We start from the raw sequence: 17,893 nt of genomic DNA, 5'->3' as shown, positions 1-17,893 counted from the left end.
CCATTTAGCCGATGTGCTGGTTGAACCAGTCAGTGAGGCGCCGCCAGGCATCCGCTGCCGCACCAGGGTTGTAGCGCGGGCCGCTGTCATTGAAGAAAGCATGATCGGCACCCGGTTCGACGACGATTTCATGAACCAGCCCTGCGCGCTGCAACGCCGCCGCGGCCTGGTCTTTCGACGAGGTGACCCGCTTGTCCAACTCGCCGTAGAAAGCGAGGACCGTCGCCTTTGACCGCGAGAAGTCCAGATCGACAGGAAGCGGACCGTAGAAGGGGGCCGCTGCTGCAAGCCTGGGCTCTCCCGACCCCAGGAGCTGCCAAATCAGGCCACCACCGAAACAGAATCCCACCGCTCCGGCGGGCTTGTCGGGGACGCGACGCAGAATTTCGTCCACACCGGACTTCAGATCTGCAACGAAGCGTTCCGGCGAGACCTTGCCCAGCGCCCCTGTCGCCTCGGCCGGGTCCTTGAACGTCGACGTGCCGCCCTCCTCCGACAGCAGGTCGATGGCAAGCGACGAATACCCGGCGCCCGCAAGCCGTCCCGCGACGGAACCAACCCAATCATTGAGGCCCTTGTTCTCATGGATAACCAGCACTGAGCCGCGCGGCTGGGCTGCCGGTGCCCATGCCCCCTGGAGCGTGCCGTGGGGCCCGCTCCAGGTAATCGGCTCCGTCGCGACCGTCTTGTCCTTGCCCGGGGGCGGCGGTGTGGAGGCCGATGTTTGAGCGGTGACGGGTTTGTTGCCAGGTTTGTTGTCGCTGCTACAGGCCGCGATGAGCGCGCCGGCGGCTACGGTACCGACGCCCAGGAGCGCCAGCCGACGCGTGGCCTCGCGGCGCGTCAGCAGTCCCTCGACATGGTCAGTAGCGATCTCTTCGGCGATGTACCGCTGCAGCGGGGTCATGAGCAGAAGTGTGCGCCCGATAGGTAAATGCGCGCTGTGGATTACCTGGACGGTTACAGAGATCCCAGCTCTAACCGCGTTCCCCCGTACTTGCGGGAGATCACCTCCCAGCCATCCGGCCACACCGCCTCGGGCCCCGACGCGTCGCGCTCCAGCACCACAAAAGCCTCGTCGTTGACCCAATGATCGGTCAGACGGGACAACAGCTCCGAAACCTCCTCGGCAGAAACCGAATACGGCGGATCAGCAAGGACCAGATCGTAGGCACGGTTGGGCGATGTCAACAGGAAGCTCGATACCGCGGACTGCCGCAGCTCGGTACCTGGCAGGCCCACCGTCGCAATATTGGCCGAGATCACCTTCGACGCGGCGGCGTTCGACTCCACGAACGTCACGTGTTCCGCACCGCGTGACAGCGCCTCCAGGCCCAGCGCGCCGGAGCCTGCGAACAGATCGAGGACCGCGATCCCGTCGAAGTCCAGGCGCGCCTCCAGCATGCTGAACAGCGCTTCCCGCACCCGATCCGTAGTGGGCCGGGTTCCCTTCGGCGGCACCGCGATCCGGCGTCCGCCCGCGGAGCCGGCGATGATCCGGGTCAGCTGATCACCACCAGAAGATCCCCACCCTCGACCTGAGAGGTCTCGGTCAACGCCACCCGTGCGACGGTTCCCGCCTTGGGCGCGGTAATGGAGGCCTCCATCTTCATGGCCTCGATGGTGCCAATGGTCTCCCCCGCCGTAACCTCCTGGCCCGACACCACATTGAGCGTCACCACACCCGCGAAGGGCGCGGGCACATGATCGGCATTGGCCCGATCGGCCTTCTCAGCACTGGCCACCGCGCTGTCGATGCTCCGGTCACGCACCTGCACGGGGCGTAGCTGACCATTGAGGATGCACATGACGGTCCGCATACCGCGCTCGTCGGCATCGGAGATCGCCTCGATCCCGATGAGCAGCTCGACGCCCTTCTCCAGCTTGACGCGGTGTTCCTCCCCGTACCGCAGGCCATAGAAAAACTGGTTGGCTGAAAGCCGTGACGTGTCACCGTACTGCTCGCGGTGGGCCAGGAACTCCTTGGTCGGGCCGGGGAACAACAGCCGGTTCAACGCTGCCCGTCGGGTCGCGCTGTCGCCATCAAGCTGAGCGTTGTCAGCGGCCGTGAGTTCAACTTCCGCGCGCGCGGGACCGCGACCTTCGAGCGCGCGAGTTCGGAACGGCTCGGGCCAGCCGCCGGGCGGGTCGCCCAGCTCCCCACGCAAGAATCCAATCACCGACTCCGGGATATCGAAACGTCCAGGATCCGAGGCAAATTCGTCGGCACTCACACCGGTACCCACCAATGCCAGGGCCAGGTCGCCTACCACCTTCGACGACGGGGTCACCTTGACCAGACGTCCGAGCATCCGGTCCGCGGCGGCGTATCGTGCCTCGATCTCCTCGAACTGGTCCCCCAAGCCTAACGCGATGGCCTGCTGGCGCAGGTTCGACAGCTGCCCACCGGGGATCTCGTGCGTGTACACCCGACCCGTCGGTGACGGGAGCCCTGATTCGAAGGGGGCGTACACCTTTCGCAGCGCCTCCCAGTACGGCTCCAAATCGCACACCGCGGTTAGGGACACTCCGGTGTCGTATTCGCTATGCGCGGCCGCCGCCACGATCGCCGACAACGATGGCTGGCTGGTGGTTCCCGCCATGGGTGCCGCAGCGCCGTCCACCGCGTCGGCCCCGGCCTGCCAGGCCGCCAGGTAGGTCGCCAGCTGACCGCCCGCGGTGTCATGGGTGTGCACGTGCACCGGCAAGTCGAATCGAGACCGCAGTGCCGTCACCAGAGTCGCCGCCGCGGGCGGACGCAACAGGCCCGCCATGTCCTTGATCGCCAGCACATGTGCACCCGCATCGACGATCTGCTCGGCAAGCTTGAGGTAGTAGTCCAGGGTGTACAGGTTCTCGCCGGGGTTGGACAGGTCGCCGGTGTAGCACATGGCCACCTCGGCGATCGAACCGCCGACCTCACGCACGGCGTCGATGGCCGGGCGCATCGCCTCTATGTTGTTGAGCGCATCAAAGATTCGGTAGATGTCTACCCCGGTGGCGGTCGCCTCGCGAATAAATGCCTTGGTCACCGTCTCCGGATACGGCGTATAGCCCACCGTGTTTCGGCCACGCAACAACATCTGCAGGCAGATGTTCGGGACAGCCTCACGCAGTTCGGCAAGCCGCTCCCACGGGTCTTCCTTCAGGAAACGAAGCGCCACATCGTAAGTCGCGCCACCCCAGGCCTCGATCGAGAGCAGCTCGGGAGTAAGCCGCGCCACATATGGCGCGACCGCGAGCAGGCCGGTGGTACGCACTCGGGTGGCCAACAGCGACTGGTGCGCGTCACGGAAGGTGGTGTCGGTCAGACCGACTGCCTTCTGCTCTCGCAGCGCCTTCGCGAATCCCTCGGGCCCCAGGGCCAACAGCCGCTGGCGCGACCCGTCCGGCGGTGGTGCCGACAGATCGACCGACGGCAATTTGTCATGCGGGTACACCTTTGAGGGCTTGGCCCCGTGCGGCTTATTGACCGTGACATCGGCCAGGTAGTTCAGGATCTTCGTGCCGCGATCGGCCGAGGATCGCGCCGTCAGCAGCTGCGGGCGTTCCTCGATGAATGAGGTCGTGACATGTCCCGACCGAAAGTCCGGGTCATCCAGAACCGCCTGGAGGAACGGGATATTCGTGGCGACACCACGAATGCGGAACTCCGCGACGGCGCGGCGGGCTCGCGCCACCGCGGTCTGGAAGTCCCGCCCGCGGCAGGTCAGTTTCACCAGCATCGAATCGAAGTGGGCGCCCACCTCGGCACCCAGCGTCGTCCCGCCGTCCAGGCGAATACCCGCACCGCCCGGGCTGCGGTAGGCGGTGATGCGGCCGGTGTCGGGGCGGAATCCGTTGGCCGGGTCCTCGGTGGTAATCCGGCATTGCAGGGCGAACCCGCGCGGCGGCGCCAACGTGTCCTGGTGCAGGCCAAGGTCGTCCAGTGTCTCGCCGGAGGCGATGCGCAGCTGGCTTGCCACCAAGTCCACATCGGTGATCTCCTCGGTCACCGTGTGCTCCACCTGGATCCGGGGATTCATCTCGATGAAGACGTGATTACCGCGCTCATCGAGCAGGAACTCGACGGTGCCTGCGCAGCTGTACCCGATGTGACGCGCGAAAGTGACAGCGTCCGAACAGATCTGCTCACGCAGCTCGGCGGGCAGATTGGGCGCGGGGGCCAGCTCGATAACCTTCTGGTGCCGCCGCTGCACACTACAGTCGCGCTCGTAGAGGTGGATGACGTTGCCCGCGGTGTCCGCGAGGATCTGCACCTCGATATGCCGGGGGTTGATGACGGCCTGCTCCAAAAAGACCGTTGGGTCTCCGAATGCCGACTCCGCCTCCCGACTGGCCGCCTCGATCGCCTCACGCAGCTGCTCGCGCTCGGCGACCCGGCGCATGCCGCGGCCACCTCCACCGGCGACCGCCTTGACGAACACCGGGAACTCCATCGACTCGGACGCTGTCAGCAGCTCCTCGACCGAGGCCGACGGCTGCGAGGACGCCAGCACCGGCAGCCCGGCCTCACGCGCGGCCGCGATCGCGCGGGCCTTGTTACCCGTCAGCTCCAGGACGTCAGCGGGCGGTCCCACAAAGGTGATGCCCGCCCTGGCGCACGCCGCCGCCAGTTCGGGATTCTCCGACAGGAATCCGTAACCGGGATAGATCGCATCGGCCCCGGCGTTCTTGGCCGCATTGACCACCTCGGAGACCGACAGGTAGGCGCGGACCGGATGCCCCTTCTCGCCAATCTGGTACGCCTCATCGGCCTTCAGCCGATGACCCGAGTTGCGATCTTCATACGGGTAGACGGCGACGGTCGCGGCACCTAGTTCGTAGGCGGCGCGAAATGCCCGGATCGCGATTTCACCGCGATTGGCGACAAGAACCTTCGAGAACATAGTCACAGACCGTACCGTGAGGATTCAGCGAACGCGCGTCCGCTGAACTTCACAATTCGGCTCAGACGAGTGTGATCCAGTAATCCCAGAATCGCTCGACAATCGCCAGGATCACCGCGGCGTACCAGAAAGCCACCAGCGACCATCGCCATTGGTAGAGAACCCTCGCCCAGCGATGAGATCCCAATGGCCGCAAGGCAATCGATGCACTGACTACCAGTAGCGGAATCGTGACCGTCCACACCACCATGCAGTACGGGCACAGCGCACCGATCCGGTACAGACTCTGGAACATCAACCAGTGGACGAAGACCGCCCCCAGCAGGCTCCCGATGGCCAGACCGCCCCAGTACCAGCGCGGCAGCTCCACTTTGGCGACCGCCAGCACCCCCGTCACTAGCACCACCGTGAACGCCACGATGCCGATGAGCGAGTTAGGGAACCCGAAGGCCGAGGCCTGCTCGGTCGTCATCACCGAACCGCAGGAAATGATCGGGTTCAGGCTGCACGAGGGAACGTATGTCGGGTCGAGCAGGATTTCGATCTTCTCAATGGTCAGGGCCAGCGCCGCGGCCAGCCCCGCCACCCCGGCGACGAGGACGTACCAGGCGGTCGCGGAGCGGATCGTCACTGCAGGCCCGGAACGGGTCCGGTGATGGCCGTGACGGCCTTGACCAGATCGGCCGGGGTGGTGTCCCGCCCGAGCTCCCAGTCCTTGCCGTTGATCCGGATGGTCGGTGTGGCCTGGATATTGAGTTTCGGACCGAGCTCCTTGACCATGTTGATGTATTTCTTGTCCTTGATGCACTTGGACACCGCGTCGGACGCGCCCACTGCCTTGGCCTGATCGATCAACCACTTGTCGTCGTGCCAGGTCTTGGCGTTGACCTCATCGGGCTGCTTGTTCGGGTCATAGAGCACGGAGTGGAACTTGAGGAACAGCTCGTCGGACTGGTCGGCCACGCAGTAGGCCGCCGCCGAAGCCCGCGACGAATAGTCGCGCTTGAGCCGGGGCACATCCAGGATCCCGACCATGTTGTAGTCGGCACGCACCGCGCCGGTATCAATGAGCTTCTTGACGGTGGGCCCGAATTCCTGCTCGAACATGGCGCACGCCGGGCAGATCGGATCCTCGATCAGAGTCAGCACGACCTTGGGGTCGGTGGTTCCCTCTTTCGTGATGAGCTTGGCCGGCCCCGGCGTGACCACCTCAATCGCCTTGACCTCGCCCGCGGGCGGTGCGGGCGGCCCCGGGTCTTTCTTGTTCTTGACGACGATGAAACCCACCAGCCCGGCGGCGAACAACACGACGATCGCCGTGAGCGCGATTTGGATCAGCTGGCTTCGGCGCTGCTCCGACTTCTTGAGGTCGTAGCTGGGGGGTTGCTTCGGTTTGGCCACGCGCACAGCCTACCGGGCAGAAATTAGCGAGACAGGTGCGCGCGCAGCGCCGAGGTCAGCTCGTCCACGGCCGCCGCCGGAGCACCGCGCAGCCGGGCCATGTTGTAGAAGCCGTGAATCAGCGAACCCTGTACCCGCAGGTCCACCGGCACTCCGGCGGCCCGCAGCTTGTCCGCATACTCGTTGCCCTCATCGCGCAGCGGGTCGAAGCCGGCGGTCGTGATGAGTGCCGGGGGCAATCCGGACAGGTCCGCGGCCAGAATCGGTGACACTTGGGGGTCGGACTTATCGACATCGGACCCGTCGAGATAGTGACCTTCGAACATATCCATGGCCGCCTTAGTGAGGAAGAAGCCCTCGGCGAAGAGATCGCGGGACGGCCGCCGCACGGTGAAGTCGACGGCCGGATAGATCAGGAACTGCAGCAGCGGCAGCTGTGCACCGGTGTCGCGCGCCTGCTGGGAGACTACGGCGGCGAGGTTCCCGCCGGCGCTGTCGCCACCCACCGCGACCCTGTCGGGCGCGGCGCCGAGTTCACCGGCGTGCTCAACAGCCCAGAGATAGGCAGCCAGGCAGTCCTCGGCCGCCGCGGGTGCCGGATGTTCAGGGGCCAGCCGATAGTCCACGGACAGCACCGGCACACCCGCATCACGGCAGGTCTGGCGGCAAGCCTGATCATGTGTATCCAGATCGCCGATCACCCATCCACCGCCGTGGAAGAACACCAGCACAGCACCGGTGTTCTCGACCACCGGCCGGTAGTGCCGGACCGGGATGGGGCCGGCAGGACCGGGAATGGAGAAATTGCGTACCTGCCCGACGGGGGTGCTGAACGACAGCAGCGCCGACTGCTTGCGGATGTTGGCGCGACTCTCCTCGACGTCCTCGCCCTTGGTGATCTCGCCCTCTCCCATCAGCTCCATTCCGCGCAGCAGTAGCTGAGTCGACGGGTCGAGGATGTTGCCGTCGATGATCACCTGACGACCGGCGATGGCTCTTCGAATCGCGAGGGGAATGTGCGGTGTCGCGGCGGTGCTGACACGCAGGGCAAGGTCACGTAGAAGGCTCACGCCGTAACCGTAGCGAGTACTCCTAGGCTGCCGGTATGGATATCGGCATTGCCCTGCCCTTCATGTGCCGGGAATACACCCGCGAGTCGACGATCACCTGGGCCCGCCTCGCCGAGGAGGGAGGGTTCTCCACGATCTCCTCCGGTGAGCGGATCTCGTATCACAACCAGGAGATGTGGGTGACGCTCGCGGCAGCGGCGGCGGTCACCGAGCGCATCCGGATACTCGCGAATGTCTCTGTGCTGCCGGCGCATCCGGTGCCGTTGGTCGCGAAACAAGCCGCGACGCTGGATGTGCTGTCCGCGGGCCGGTTCACCCTGGGTGTGGGTGTGGGCGGCCGAGAACACGACTACCGATCGTTGGACGCGTCCTTCGACCGACGCCACCAGCGTCTCGATGACCAGGTGGCCGAGCTACGGCGGCTCTGGCGAGGCGAGGCTCCGTTCGAGGGCGCCGACCCGGTGGGTCCCGCGCCGGTGCAGGCCAGCGGCCCTCCCATCGTTGCCGCCGCGATCGGCCCGAAATCGCTGGCCCGCGCGGCACAATGGGCCGACGGCATCACCGGTTTCAGCGTTTCCGGGGCGCCCTCCGAGCTTGCCTACTCAGCCGGGGCCGCGCGTGCGGCATGGCAGGAGGCCGGCCATAGCGAACCGCCGCTGCTATCGAGCGGGTGCTTCTACACGCTGGGGATTCCCGCCGCTGAGTCCGAGCTCAAGCAGTTCACTAGCGATTACCTCGCGATCTTCGGACCTCAGATAGCCGAGAACGTCCCGAAGACGTTGACCAACTTCGATGCCGGCGCGCTGCACCGGACCCTCGATGGAGCCGAGCAGGCCGGGCTCGATGAATTCATCCTCGTACCAGGGGCGTCCGATATCGCGGTGATCGAGGCGACGATCGAACTCATCGAGAAGCGCTGACCGATTCCGTGGGTGAGTTGATCTCCCGCGCGGCGAAGTCCGCGGCCTGGTTGGTCATCCCGTTGTCTCCGTACGAGCCGTGCGCGGTGTTGTCGTTGCCGTCCGGGGAGCAAATCGGATCCTCCGGGTTGCACATGTCGACCGTCTTGTCCGCGTAGAGGCGCCCAATGTTGATGGGAGGGGCGGTGTTGTCGATGCGTTGCAGGAATCCGGTAGACGGTTTGCCGAAGAGCGCCACCGCCGCGACGTGGTCTGCCACCTCGGGTGGCATCAGCCCGGTGATCCCCTCCGGCAGTTCGAAGCCCGGGGGCACCGCGTCCGCGGTGGTGTAGGCCACGACTGCCGCACCCTGCGAGAAACCACCGAGCACGATCTTGGTGTTGGGGCATCGCGCAGCAACATCCTTAACCCGGTTGCTGGCGTCGATGACGCCGTCAGCCGCGGTCGCAAACGCCAAGGACGCGGGATACTCGACGGGATAGACCTCCACCGACTTGCCCTTGGTGCGCGCACGCAGCGCGCTGACAAATGCTTCTCCGGTGCCGCCGACACCCGGAGGCTCGAAAGTGCCTCGCGCGAACACGATCTCCACATCGGGACATGCGGCAGCAGCTGCTGACGGAATGCCGACGGGCGTACTAATCAGGGCGCACATGACCACAATGGCAAGTAACCAGCCCCACCGAACTCTCTTCATCAACGACCACCACCTGTTCGGGCTTCCGTTCCTGTCTACCACAGATTCAACGGTTGTGGACAGGTCTGCGCCGCCTCGCGGATGGTTTTTGCCGACCGCTCATCGAGCGAAAGATGGTATCCACGAACCACTTCCGCGAATTGCATGGAATACTGACACCAGAACGCCTTGTTCGCTGGCATCCATCCCGAGGGGCCCGCATCGCCCTTGTCCTGGTTAGCCTGGCCTTGCACCGCGATGAGATTGGCAGGATCGTTGGCAAAGCGCCAGCGCATCGAGGGTTGCCAGTCCCGTGCGCCCATATCCCATGCGTACGCCAACGGAACGATGTGATCGATCTGGACTGCTTCACCGCTTTTCGGCCCACGAGTGAAGGCCACCTGCGCTCCCGTGTACGGATCATGAAGGGTGCCGGTACGTACCGCGCTGGGGCATCTGCGCGTGAACACGAAACTCTTGTCGGTCAGGTCTCGGTTCAGAATGTCGTTGCGCGTGTCGCAGCCGTTGTGCCCGCCCGGAGCATCGGTGTCATCGGACCAAGCATCACCGAAGTCGGCACGCTCGTAGTCCTTTCCTCGCACCCGTTTGGGTATCACCGTCACTCCGGCCAGCGGATCTTGACCGGGCGCGAGGGTCGGAATATTCGATTGCCCGGCAACGGCATTGGCACGTTGTAGCCGGTACCGAGCCGATACCTGATACGCCACTACCACCGCGATCGCCGCGGCAATGGCGACGATGAGCACGGTGCGATTCCTCACGATTTATCCAGGTACTCGATCTGATCGGCGATCAGGAAGCGTCGCGCCATACCCGCCAGCGCCGGTTGTCTCGCCAGCTCGGGATCCTCGGCACACGCCCGCACCGCCATGTCCCGCGCGGTCTCGATCATGTCGCGGTGATCCATCAGCGAAAGCAGCCGTAGATTCACCGCGCGGCCGGACTGGTCGCGACCCAGGACATCGCCCTCGCGCCGCTCCTCCAGGTCTAGCTCGGCCAGGGTGAACCCGTCCAGGGTGTCCTGCACCGCACGCAACCGCCGTCCCGCCGAACCCGCAGGGCTGCTGGGACTTACCAAGAGACATAGACCCTTGTTGCCGCCACGGCCCACGCGACCGCGCAGCTGGTGCAGCTGACTGATGCCGAACCGGTCGGCATCCATGATCAGCATCACGGTGGCATTAGGAACGTCCACGCCAACTTCGATCACGGTGGTACACACCAGAACATCGATCTCACCCGCGTTGAACGCCGTCATCACGGCATCCTTCTGCTCCGAAGGCAGCCGACCGTGCAGCAGCCCGATACGCAGCCCCGGCAGCAGTGAACCGCGGATGGTTTCGTACAAGTCGGTGACGGGCACCGGCGGCGGGCGCTTCTCTTCTGCATCCTCAGGGCCGGAATCTTTGTCGTCCGGGTCGATCCGCGAGGCCACCACATAGGCCTGCCTGCCCGCAGCCACCTCCTCGGCGATCCGCTCCCAACCGCGCGCGAGCCAGCCGGGCTTCTCACGGGTGAACACCGCGGTAGTGGTGATGGGCTGACGCCCACGCGGCAGCTCCCGCAGTGTCGAAGTCTCCAGATCGCCGAACACCGTCAGCGCCACCGTGCGCGGGATCGGAGTGGCCGTCATCACCAGCAAGTGCGGCACGATGCCTTCGGGCGCCTTGGCCCGCAACCGATCCCGCTGTTCAACGCCGAACCGGTGCTGCTCATCGACGATCACCAGACCCAGATTGTGGAAATCCACCGAGTCCTGCAACAACGCATGGGTCCCGATGACGATGCCGGCAAGTCCGGTCGCCACATCGGCCTTGACCTGTTTCTTGAGCGCCGGCGACATCGATCCCGTGAGCAGCGCGATGCTGGTCGCGTCGTCGGGCGCCCCCAGTTCACCTGCGGTGGCCAAAGATCCAAGCATCGCGCGCAGCGAGCGAGCGTGCTGAACGGCCAGCACCTCGGTGGGAGCCAAGAGTGCGCACTGATACCCGGCGTCGATGGCTTGCATCATCGCGAGCAGCGCGACGACGGTCTTACCGGAACCCACCTCCCCTTGCAGCAGCCGGTTCATCGGCTTGACCCCGGCCAGGTCGTCCCCGATCTCGGCGACAACCTGCTGCTGCCCCTCGGTGAGCTCGAACGGAAGCTGGCGCTGCAGATCCTCGCGCAGCTTTCCCGTGGTGAGCGGCATCGACGGACCCGCCGACCCGATATCACTGCCGCGCCGTATGGCCAGCGCCAGCTGCAGACCCAGTGCCTCATCGAACGCCAGGCGCCTGCGCGCCTGCTTTTGTTCTGAGGCGTCCTCCGACATGTGGATCTTGCGCAGGGCTTCATCCAGGGACATCAGATTGTGCTCTGCCAGCACGGCTTCCGGTAGCGCCTCGGGCACTGTATCCAGCTGAGCGAGCACCTGGTCGATACACCGATAGATGTCCCAGCTCTCCAGGTTCTTGGTTGCGGGGTAGATCGGAAACACATTCCGTTCGAACGCCGAGATGGCGGTAGACGCATCGCGCGCCGTTCCGGCGATACCGCGCAGCGCAGTACTTCCCCGTGCCTTCGTGCTCTCACCGAGTGCGGTTTCCAGCACCAGATAGTCGGGGTGGGTCAGTTGAGGCTTGCCCCGAAATTCTCCGACCGCGCCGGAGAGCATCACCCGGTTGCCCACCTGCAGATCGCGTTTCACTTTGTGCGGATGGAAGAACGTGGCCTGCACCGCATGCGGGGCACTTCCCAGCATGACCGAGAGAAACTGCCCCTTGCGGTTGCGCATGCTCTTCAGTTCCGCGGAAGTGATGAACCCCACCAGTGTGGTGTGCTCACCAGGTTTGGCGCGGTCGCCGTCCTGCTCGTCGCGCAGACTGAAATCGGTGCTGTATCGGCGCGGGTAATGATGGAGCAGGTCTTCGACGGTCAGCAGACCGAACTCGGCGTCGAGAACGTCGGATGCCTTATGCCCCAATACATGATCGAGACGATCGGAAAGTTGCGCCATCTATCCCCTGCTATGACCTGTCACTCGACGCCAATGTGAACGACGTCCGAGTGTTGCCCGGTGCGGTAGATCATCACCTCGACACCGCCGTGGTGCGATCGGGTGTGCTCGATCAATGCGTCGGCAAGGGACTCATCCGCTTTGTCCGACAGCAGCACCGTCACGAGCTCTCCACCGGAGGACAACATGATGCTCACCAAAGCCTTTGTGGCATTGGCGACATCATGGTTCAGCACAAGCACCTCGTCGCCGATGATGCCCATCGCGTCTCCCGGCTCGCACGTTCCGGACCAGGTGAGAGCACGCTCGGTGGCCACCCGCACCAACCCGAACCGGGTAGCGCCCGCTGCCCGCGCCATGGTGTAGCTGTCGTCGACCGCCATTCGCTCCGGATCATGCACTGCCAGCGCCGCCAGCCCCTGTGCCATGGACGCCGAGGGCAGCGGAATGACCGTGATGCCCCATCCGCGCGCCGCCGCACAGACCGCCACCAGTTCCTCGGGCGACATCAATCCATTGGGCAGCACCATGATCTGGTGCGCGCCGCTGTCGACTACCGCATCCAGGAGACGTTTCGCACTCGCGGGAGGTTCATCGACGCGCAACACCTGGGCCCCCTCGCTGGAGAACAGTGTGGCCGCGCCATCACCCTCCGCCAGCGCCAGCACCCGGCGGTGCCGGTGACGCCCATCGTGATGTCCCCCACCCACATCACCGCGTAGCGAGGAAATCTGGATCGATTGCGGAGTACCGAACTTCATCCCGGCCTCGATGGCCGCCCCGGCGTCGTTCACGTGTGCGTGTACGGAGTACCCCATGTCGCCGTCTCCGGCGATGGCGATGGAATCGCCCATCCCGTCGAGTTGCGCTCGCAGATCCGCGATCTGTAGCTCATCACACCCGCACAACAGGTACATCACCTCGAATTCCGGCGGCAGTTCCCGTGGCGGATCCAGGTTCAGGCCGCCCGAACCGCGCCCCGGCCCTGCCACCCACACCTGCGACGGCGCGTTCTTGGGTGGCGACGGGCTGTACTCACGGCGTGTGGGCAGCTCCCCGGCCACCACCAACACCAGCGCGTCGAGGATGACGACGAGACCGCGAGCACCGGCATCGACCACACCGTTATCGGCGAGGATGTCGAGCTGCTTGGGGGTCTTCTCCAGCGCCGCGACGGCGGCATCGGCGGCGGTACTGACGAGGCTGGGTAGATCGTCGGCGTGCGCACCATCGGTGGCGGCTCGGTCGGCTGCCTCGGCGGCAGCGGCTAGCACCGACACGATGGTGCCCTCGACAGGAGTGCTCATCGAAGCGATCACAAACTGCGAAGCCTGTCGAAGCGCCCGGCGCACCACCTCGGCCCCGATGGCGTCCTGGTCGGCGGCGGCATCGGCGATCCCACGCACGATCTGCGACAGGATGACTCCCGAGTTCCCGCGGGCGCCATGGACTGCGCCCCGGGCCAGCGCCGCGGCGACCTGTGCGACCGTGGCGCCGTCCCCCAGTGCCTCGGCGGCGTTCACCGCCGAACGCATGGTGAACAGCATGTTGGTACCGGTATCGGCATCGGCGACCGGGAACACATTCAACCGGTTGATCTCGTCGCTGCGAGCGATCAGCCCGTCGACCGAGGCTCGCGCCCAATGGAGCAGCGCAGCGCTGTCCAACACCGAGAGCTGCATGTGAGGAAGCCTATCTACCGGAGCTGACAGAGTTGAATGGTCTCGCTGAAGCTGGGGATCCCTCCGCTGGCGGGGGCCTCATTGACGCCTATTTTGGTGTTCACCGGCCGGTCAGGCTATTCTTGCAGGGTTGTGGGCCGCCCCGGCTCTGGCTTCGTGATAAGCGTTTGCGCGAAGAGCTGAGAAGGCGGCCGTAATCGCGAACTTGAGGAGTTTCACTATGGCTGCCGTCTGCGACGTGTGCGGCAAGGGACCCGGCTTCGGCAAGTCGGTTTCGCACTCGCACCGGCGTACCAACCGTCGCTGGAACCCGAACATCCAGACGGTGCACGCCGTCACCTCCCCCGGTGGCAACAAGCAGCGCGTCAACGCCTGCACTTCCTGCATCAAGGCCGGCAAGGTAGTCCGCGGCGCCTGACGGGTCGTGACCGCCGTGCCTTCCGCGCAGTCTGCTGACTACGTCGCCGTTCACAACGGCGTTCTGCACATCACCATCGCCACCGCGGCGGCCGGGACCTCGCTGGACTTCACGGGGGTCGACGCTGCGGTTCCTGTGCTGCAGGACTTACCCGCCGAGGTCGGTGCGATCCTGCTGACCAGCAGCGGGGCCAATTTCTGCGCGGGTGGCAATGTGCGTGATTTCGCCGCCGCCGAGGACCGGGCTGCCAAGCTCACTGACCTCGCCGGGCGCCTGCACGAGTTCGTGCGCGCGGTGAACGCCGCAGATCGTCCAGTGGTGGCCTCGGTGCACGGGTGGGCCGCCGGCGGTGGTCTGAGTCTGGTACTGCTGGCCGATATCGCGATCGGCGGCGAGTCGACCAAGCTGCGCGCCGCGTACCCGGGAATCGGCTACTCCTCTGACGGTGGCATGTCCTGGGCACTGCCCCGCGTTGTCGGCAAGGCCCGCGCCGCGGACATCCTGCTGACGGATCGCGTCGTCGAGGCACCCGAGGCGCTCTCCATTGGACTGCTGAGCCGCGTGGTGGCCGATGACGAGGTGCAGGCAACCGCTGTGGCGGCCGCCGAGAAGCTCGCGGCCGGCCCGCGTGAGGCGCAGAACCGCATCCGTCGTCTGCTGCGCCTGAGCGCGAACAACGCCCTGGACGCACAGCTGGACCTGGAGCAGGCCAGCATCGCCGAGGCCTCGGTCAGCCCTACGGGTATCGAGGGTGTCGATGCCTTCGTCGGCAAGCGCAAGCCTGACTGGCCGTCGATCTAGCCGAGCTCGGCCGTCTTCACCCAGGCGCTCATCCCTGCAGCTTCTTCCGAATCCAGTTCACGACCCACGGGATCGCGAGCATATCCGCGGTGATGTGTTCACCGGGCAGAGCCCAATAGTCCACGTCAGCACCGTTGGCGCGCCAGGTATCGCGCAGCGCCAGGGCGCCCTCTTCGGGAATGAAGAGATCGCCAACCGCCTTGCTGCGCGAGCCGTGATACAGCAGCACCGGCATCGTCGGCGTGAGGTCACCGGGCCGGTTGGCGCGGATAACGTGTTGCCCCAGCTCCGATTCGAACGGTGCCTCGATCGCCGAGAGCAGGTCCAAGTCAAATCGCAGCAGACCCGCCGCTGCCAGCGGGGGCTGCGGAAAGTCCTTGGCCCTAATCGCACAGTAGAGCGCGAATTCGCCGAAAATCGTTGCCAATTCCGAAAACTCGCGAGCCTGACCAATGACGGCGGCGGAGAAGAGTCCTGCCCCAAGACCGCGATTCATGCTCCCATGCAGCAGGGCGTAATCGGTGGGGGTGCCACCCGCTGCCGCAGCCGCGATGCGCAGCTCCGGTGCGTATGTCGGTTGCAGCTGCGCTGCCCACACGGTAGCAATGGCGCCACCGCTATATCCGTGCATGACAATCGGCGAATCAGCGAGATCCGGCCGCTCCGAGATCATTCCGCGTACCGAGTCCAGTACCGCGTGCCCCGCCATCTTGCCGGCGGCATACGACATCCGGGGTCCTTCATGATCCGGAAACAGCACGGCGTAGTTCTGGGCGGACAGGAACGGAAACATCGGCGGGTTGTCCCGATACCAGAGGCGCGCCAGACGGTAGGACGGCGTGAACTTGAGTCCCAGGGAGTTGATCGCCTGATTGCGTACCACCACCGGACGCGCACCGGGGCCATGCCATGGACGATCCGGTTCGATCAACGCCGCCGTCACAGGGACGGCATTGCCAGCGGTATCGGTGGAACGCACCATGATCCGCTGCATGGTCGCCTTGCGTAAGGGAAGCCGCGGCGTCACCCGATCGGCACGAATGACCTCGCCCGGCGCCAGCAGGCTCAGATCACCCGGATCACTGTAGAAGTCGTCGCCGCTGATGGGCGTCGGAAGGATCGCCGAGTACGGGTCGGCTCGCTGTTCCTCCGTGAGCCGGCGGGCCGCCCAAGCGTTGAGCCTGTCGACCACGGCCGGGGTGCGCAGCGCGGAGCCACCGGTCGCCAACGCCGCCGTCAAACCGCCCATGGCGGTCAATGCGCCCGTCGACCAACGCATTACGGCAGCCGCCAATCGATCGGCCGGGCGCCCAATCCGCGGAGCAGTTCATTGGCCCGGCTAAATGGTTTTGAACCGAAGAATCCGCGCGAGGCGGACAGCGGCGACGGATGCACCGATTCGACAGTGGGCACGCCCGGCCCCAGCATCGGCTTGAGTGTCGCCGCGTCACGTCCCCACAAAATGGCGACCAAGGGCGCATCCCGCGCAACCAGCGCCCGGATCGCGCATTCGGTCACCGCCTCCCAGCCCTTTCCTCGATGTGAGGCCGGGTTGCCCGGCTGTACCGTCAGCACCCTGTTCAGGAGCATCACTCCCTGTTGCGACCAGGGCGTCAGATCACCGTTGGCAGGCTTGGGCAGGCCAAGGTCGCTCTGATACTCGTCAAAGATGTTGGCCAGGCTGCGCGGCACCGGCCGCACATCGGCGGCCACCGAGAAACTCAAACCCATGGCGTGCCCGGGCGTCGGGTATGGATCCTGTCCGACGATGAGCACCCGGACATCGGCCAACGGATAGGTGAAAGCGCGCAGCACATTTGCCCCAGCAGGCAGGTATCCGCGACCCGAGGAGTTCTCATCGCGCAGAAACTCCCCCATCTTGGTCACCTGATCGGCAACGGGTCCCAGCGCGTCAGCCCAGCCGGGATCAATCAGCTCGGTGAGGGGTCGGGCAGTCACGAAGAGTCAACTTAGCTCACGGATGAGCCGCTTGCGCGAAGACATCGGGTCAGGGATGAGCCGCTTGCGCGAAGACATCGGGTCAGGGATGAGCCGCTTGCGCGAAGACATCAAGCGAACGAATCCCATCCCATCCGTTGTGTCCACGCGTTGCCGTCGACCGTTACCCCCGGGTCTCCCGTGCGCACCTCACCGATCGCGACCCAGCCCGCCGGGACTGTCCCGGGAAACGTCGCGACCAGCGCGTGCTCCTCGCCGCCGGTCAAGATCCATTCCCAGGGATCGGCCCCGAGCAGTCCCGAAGCGCCCGCGACCGGCACCAGATACGGCTCCAGGCTCGGTGAGCTCAGGTCGATGCGGACCGCACTCGATTCGGCGATGTGCCCCAGATCGGCCAACAGCCCGTCGGAGATATCCGTCATCGCCGTCGCACCAGCCAACGCAGCGACGCGTCCCTGTCCGTACGGCGGCGACGGCACCAGGTGGACCTGACGTAGCTCAGAGAACTGGTCAATCCCGTCCTGCCACAAGCGGAGGCCCGCCGCTGAGGTACCGAGCGCACCGCAGACGGCGACGATGTCCCCCACGGTGGCGCCGTCGCGAGTTACTGGAGCGCGCCCCTGCAAGTCACCGAGCGCAGTGACCGAGACGACCAGTTCACGCGCGGCTACCAGATCTCCGCCGGCGATGGACGCCTGGACCCGCGCCGCTTCGGCCCAGATTCCCTCGTTGAGCTGATCCAGGAATGCGATATCGGTTTCCGCGGGCGCGCCCACCGCGACGACAAACGCCGTGACCCGTCCACCCATGGCCTCAATATCTGCGGCGTTCTGCGCCACCGCTTTTCGGCCGATATCGGTCGGCGAAGACCACTCGAGCCGAAAATGCCTGTCCTGCACCAACATATCCGTCGACACCAGAACTCGACTATCCGGCGCACGGACCACCGCGGCGTCGTCACCCGGGCCGAGTTCAATGTCGGCGCCGGGCACACGACCCGCTGTGAGCCGGCTGATCACGCCGAACTCGCCGGTATCGCCCAGATTTGGCACTCGGTT

16 protein-coding genes are annotated in these 17,893 nt (G+C 65.4%); 3 read left to right on the top strand and 13 right to left on the bottom strand.

Annotation, left to right across the window (positions count from 1 at the left end; translation table 11 throughout):
* Nucleotides 1-4: 4 nt before the first annotated feature.
* From B4383_RS00490 to B4383_RS00465, 6 genes are all read right to left on the bottom strand, one after another.
* Complete coding sequence (locus B4383_RS00490; protein WP_078287504.1) at nt 5-907, bottom strand: dienelactone hydrolase family protein; 903 nt, start codon at nt 905-907, stop codon at nt 5-7.
* Nucleotides 908-960: 53 nt separating this feature from the next.
* The gene (rsmD, locus tag B4383_RS00485; protein WP_078287503.1) at nt 961-1,506 is read right to left on the bottom strand and encodes a 16S rRNA (guanine(966)-N(2))-methyltransferase RsmD; all 546 of its coding nucleotides are present in this window, start codon (nt 1,504-1,506) and stop codon (nt 961-963) included.
* Nucleotides 1,503-4,889, bottom strand: coding sequence for a pyruvate carboxylase (locus tag B4383_RS00480; RefSeq protein ID WP_078287502.1), 3,387 nt, complete (start codon nt 4,887-4,889; stop codon nt 1,503-1,505). Before B4383_RS00480 ends, rsmD begins: the two co-directional genes overlap by 4 nt.
* Before the next feature lie 61 nt (nt 4,890-4,950).
* The gene (locus B4383_RS00475) at nt 4,951-5,520 is read right to left on the bottom strand and encodes a vitamin K epoxide reductase family protein (RefSeq protein WP_078287501.1); all 570 of its coding nucleotides are present in this window, start codon (nt 5,518-5,520) and stop codon (nt 4,951-4,953) included.
* Nucleotides 5,517-6,290 (bottom strand): thioredoxin domain-containing protein, encoded by a 774-nt coding sequence (locus tag B4383_RS00470; RefSeq protein WP_078287810.1) that lies wholly within the window; start codon nt 6,288-6,290, stop codon nt 5,517-5,519. The genes B4383_RS00475 and B4383_RS00470 overlap by 4 nt, the downstream gene beginning before the upstream one ends.
* Before the next feature lie 23 nt (nt 6,291-6,313).
* Nucleotides 6,314-7,360 (bottom strand): alpha/beta hydrolase, encoded by a 1,047-nt coding sequence (locus B4383_RS00465; RefSeq protein WP_078287500.1) that lies wholly within the window; start codon nt 7,358-7,360, stop codon nt 6,314-6,316.
* 35 nt (nt 7,361-7,395) lie between these two features.
* Here B4383_RS00465 and B4383_RS00460 point away from each other — a divergent pair, with 35 nt between their 5' ends.
* Nucleotides 7,396-8,280 carry an LLM class flavin-dependent oxidoreductase gene (locus B4383_RS00460; protein ID WP_078287499.1) on the top strand — a complete coding sequence of 295 codons (885 nt, stop codon included), beginning with the start codon at nt 7,396-7,398 and terminating at the stop codon, nt 8,278-8,280.
* Here the strand turns inward: B4383_RS00460 and B4383_RS00455 are convergent.
* The 4 genes from B4383_RS00455 to B4383_RS00440 are packed head-to-tail and all read right to left on the bottom strand — an operon-like array spanning nt 8,264 to nt 13,657.
* The gene (locus B4383_RS00455; protein ID WP_078287498.1) at nt 8,264-8,977 is read right to left on the bottom strand and encodes a cutinase family protein; all 714 of its coding nucleotides are present in this window, start codon (nt 8,975-8,977) and stop codon (nt 8,264-8,266) included. The genes B4383_RS00460 and B4383_RS00455 overlap by 17 nt on opposite strands.
* Nucleotides 8,978-9,012: 35 nt before the next feature.
* Nucleotides 9,013-9,738: an HNH endonuclease family protein gene (locus B4383_RS00450; RefSeq protein ID WP_078287497.1), complete on the bottom strand. Its 726-nt coding sequence runs from the start codon at nt 9,736-9,738 to the stop codon at nt 9,013-9,015.
* Nucleotides 9,735-11,975, bottom strand: coding sequence for an ATP-dependent DNA helicase RecG (gene recG, locus B4383_RS00445; protein WP_078287496.1), 2,241 nt, complete (start codon nt 11,973-11,975; stop codon nt 9,735-9,737). The genes B4383_RS00450 and recG overlap by 4 nt, the downstream gene beginning before the upstream one ends.
* 20 nt (nt 11,976-11,995) lie before the next feature.
* The gene (locus B4383_RS00440) at nt 11,996-13,657 is read right to left on the bottom strand and encodes a DAK2 domain-containing protein (RefSeq protein ID WP_078287495.1); all 1,662 of its coding nucleotides are present in this window, start codon (nt 13,655-13,657) and stop codon (nt 11,996-11,998) included.
* A gap of 220 nt (nt 13,658-13,877) precedes the next feature.
* Between B4383_RS00440 and rpmB the strand changes: the two genes are divergently transcribed.
* Both rpmB and B4383_RS00430 read left to right on the top strand, forming a co-directional pair.
* Nucleotides 13,878-14,075, top strand: a complete 198-nt coding sequence (gene rpmB, locus B4383_RS00435; protein WP_005056915.1) for a 50S ribosomal protein L28 — start codon at nt 13,878-13,880, stop codon at nt 14,073-14,075.
* Nucleotides 14,076-14,090: 15 nt separating this feature from the next.
* Nucleotides 14,091-14,876 (top strand): enoyl-CoA hydratase-related protein, encoded by a 786-nt coding sequence (locus tag B4383_RS00430; protein ID WP_078287809.1) that lies wholly within the window; start codon nt 14,091-14,093, stop codon nt 14,874-14,876.
* Nucleotides 14,877-14,904: 28 nt separating this feature from the next.
* Here B4383_RS00430 and B4383_RS00425 read toward each other — a convergent pair whose 3' ends face one another.
* The 3 genes from B4383_RS00425 to B4383_RS00415 all read right to left on the bottom strand — a co-directional run bounded on the left by B4383_RS00425 (nt 14,905) and on the right by B4383_RS00415 (nt 17,887).
* A complete protein-coding gene (locus B4383_RS00425) occupies nt 14,905-16,155 on the bottom strand; it encodes a lipase family protein (RefSeq protein ID WP_078287494.1) in 1,251 nt (416 codons plus the stop codon).
* The gene (locus tag B4383_RS00420; RefSeq protein WP_078287493.1) at nt 16,155-16,835 is read right to left on the bottom strand and encodes a uracil-DNA glycosylase; all 681 of its coding nucleotides are present in this window, start codon (nt 16,833-16,835) and stop codon (nt 16,155-16,157) included. The genes B4383_RS00425 and B4383_RS00420 overlap by 1 nt, the downstream gene beginning before the upstream one ends.
* Before the next feature lie 110 nt (nt 16,836-16,945).
* The gene (locus tag B4383_RS00415) at nt 16,946-17,887 is read right to left on the bottom strand and encodes a thiamine-phosphate kinase (RefSeq protein WP_078287492.1); all 942 of its coding nucleotides are present in this window, start codon (nt 17,885-17,887) and stop codon (nt 16,946-16,948) included.
* Nucleotides 17,888-17,893: the final 6 nt, after the last annotated feature.

The sequence above is a fragment of the Mycobacterium sp. D16R24 genome (assembly GCF_002013385.1).
In the GTDB taxonomy this organism is placed as follows: domain Bacteria; phylum Actinomycetota; class Actinomycetes; order Mycobacteriales; family Mycobacteriaceae; genus Mycobacterium.
The sequence above is the reverse complement of the archived record's forward strand: the minus strand, read 5'-3'. Positions and strand labels throughout refer to the sequence as shown.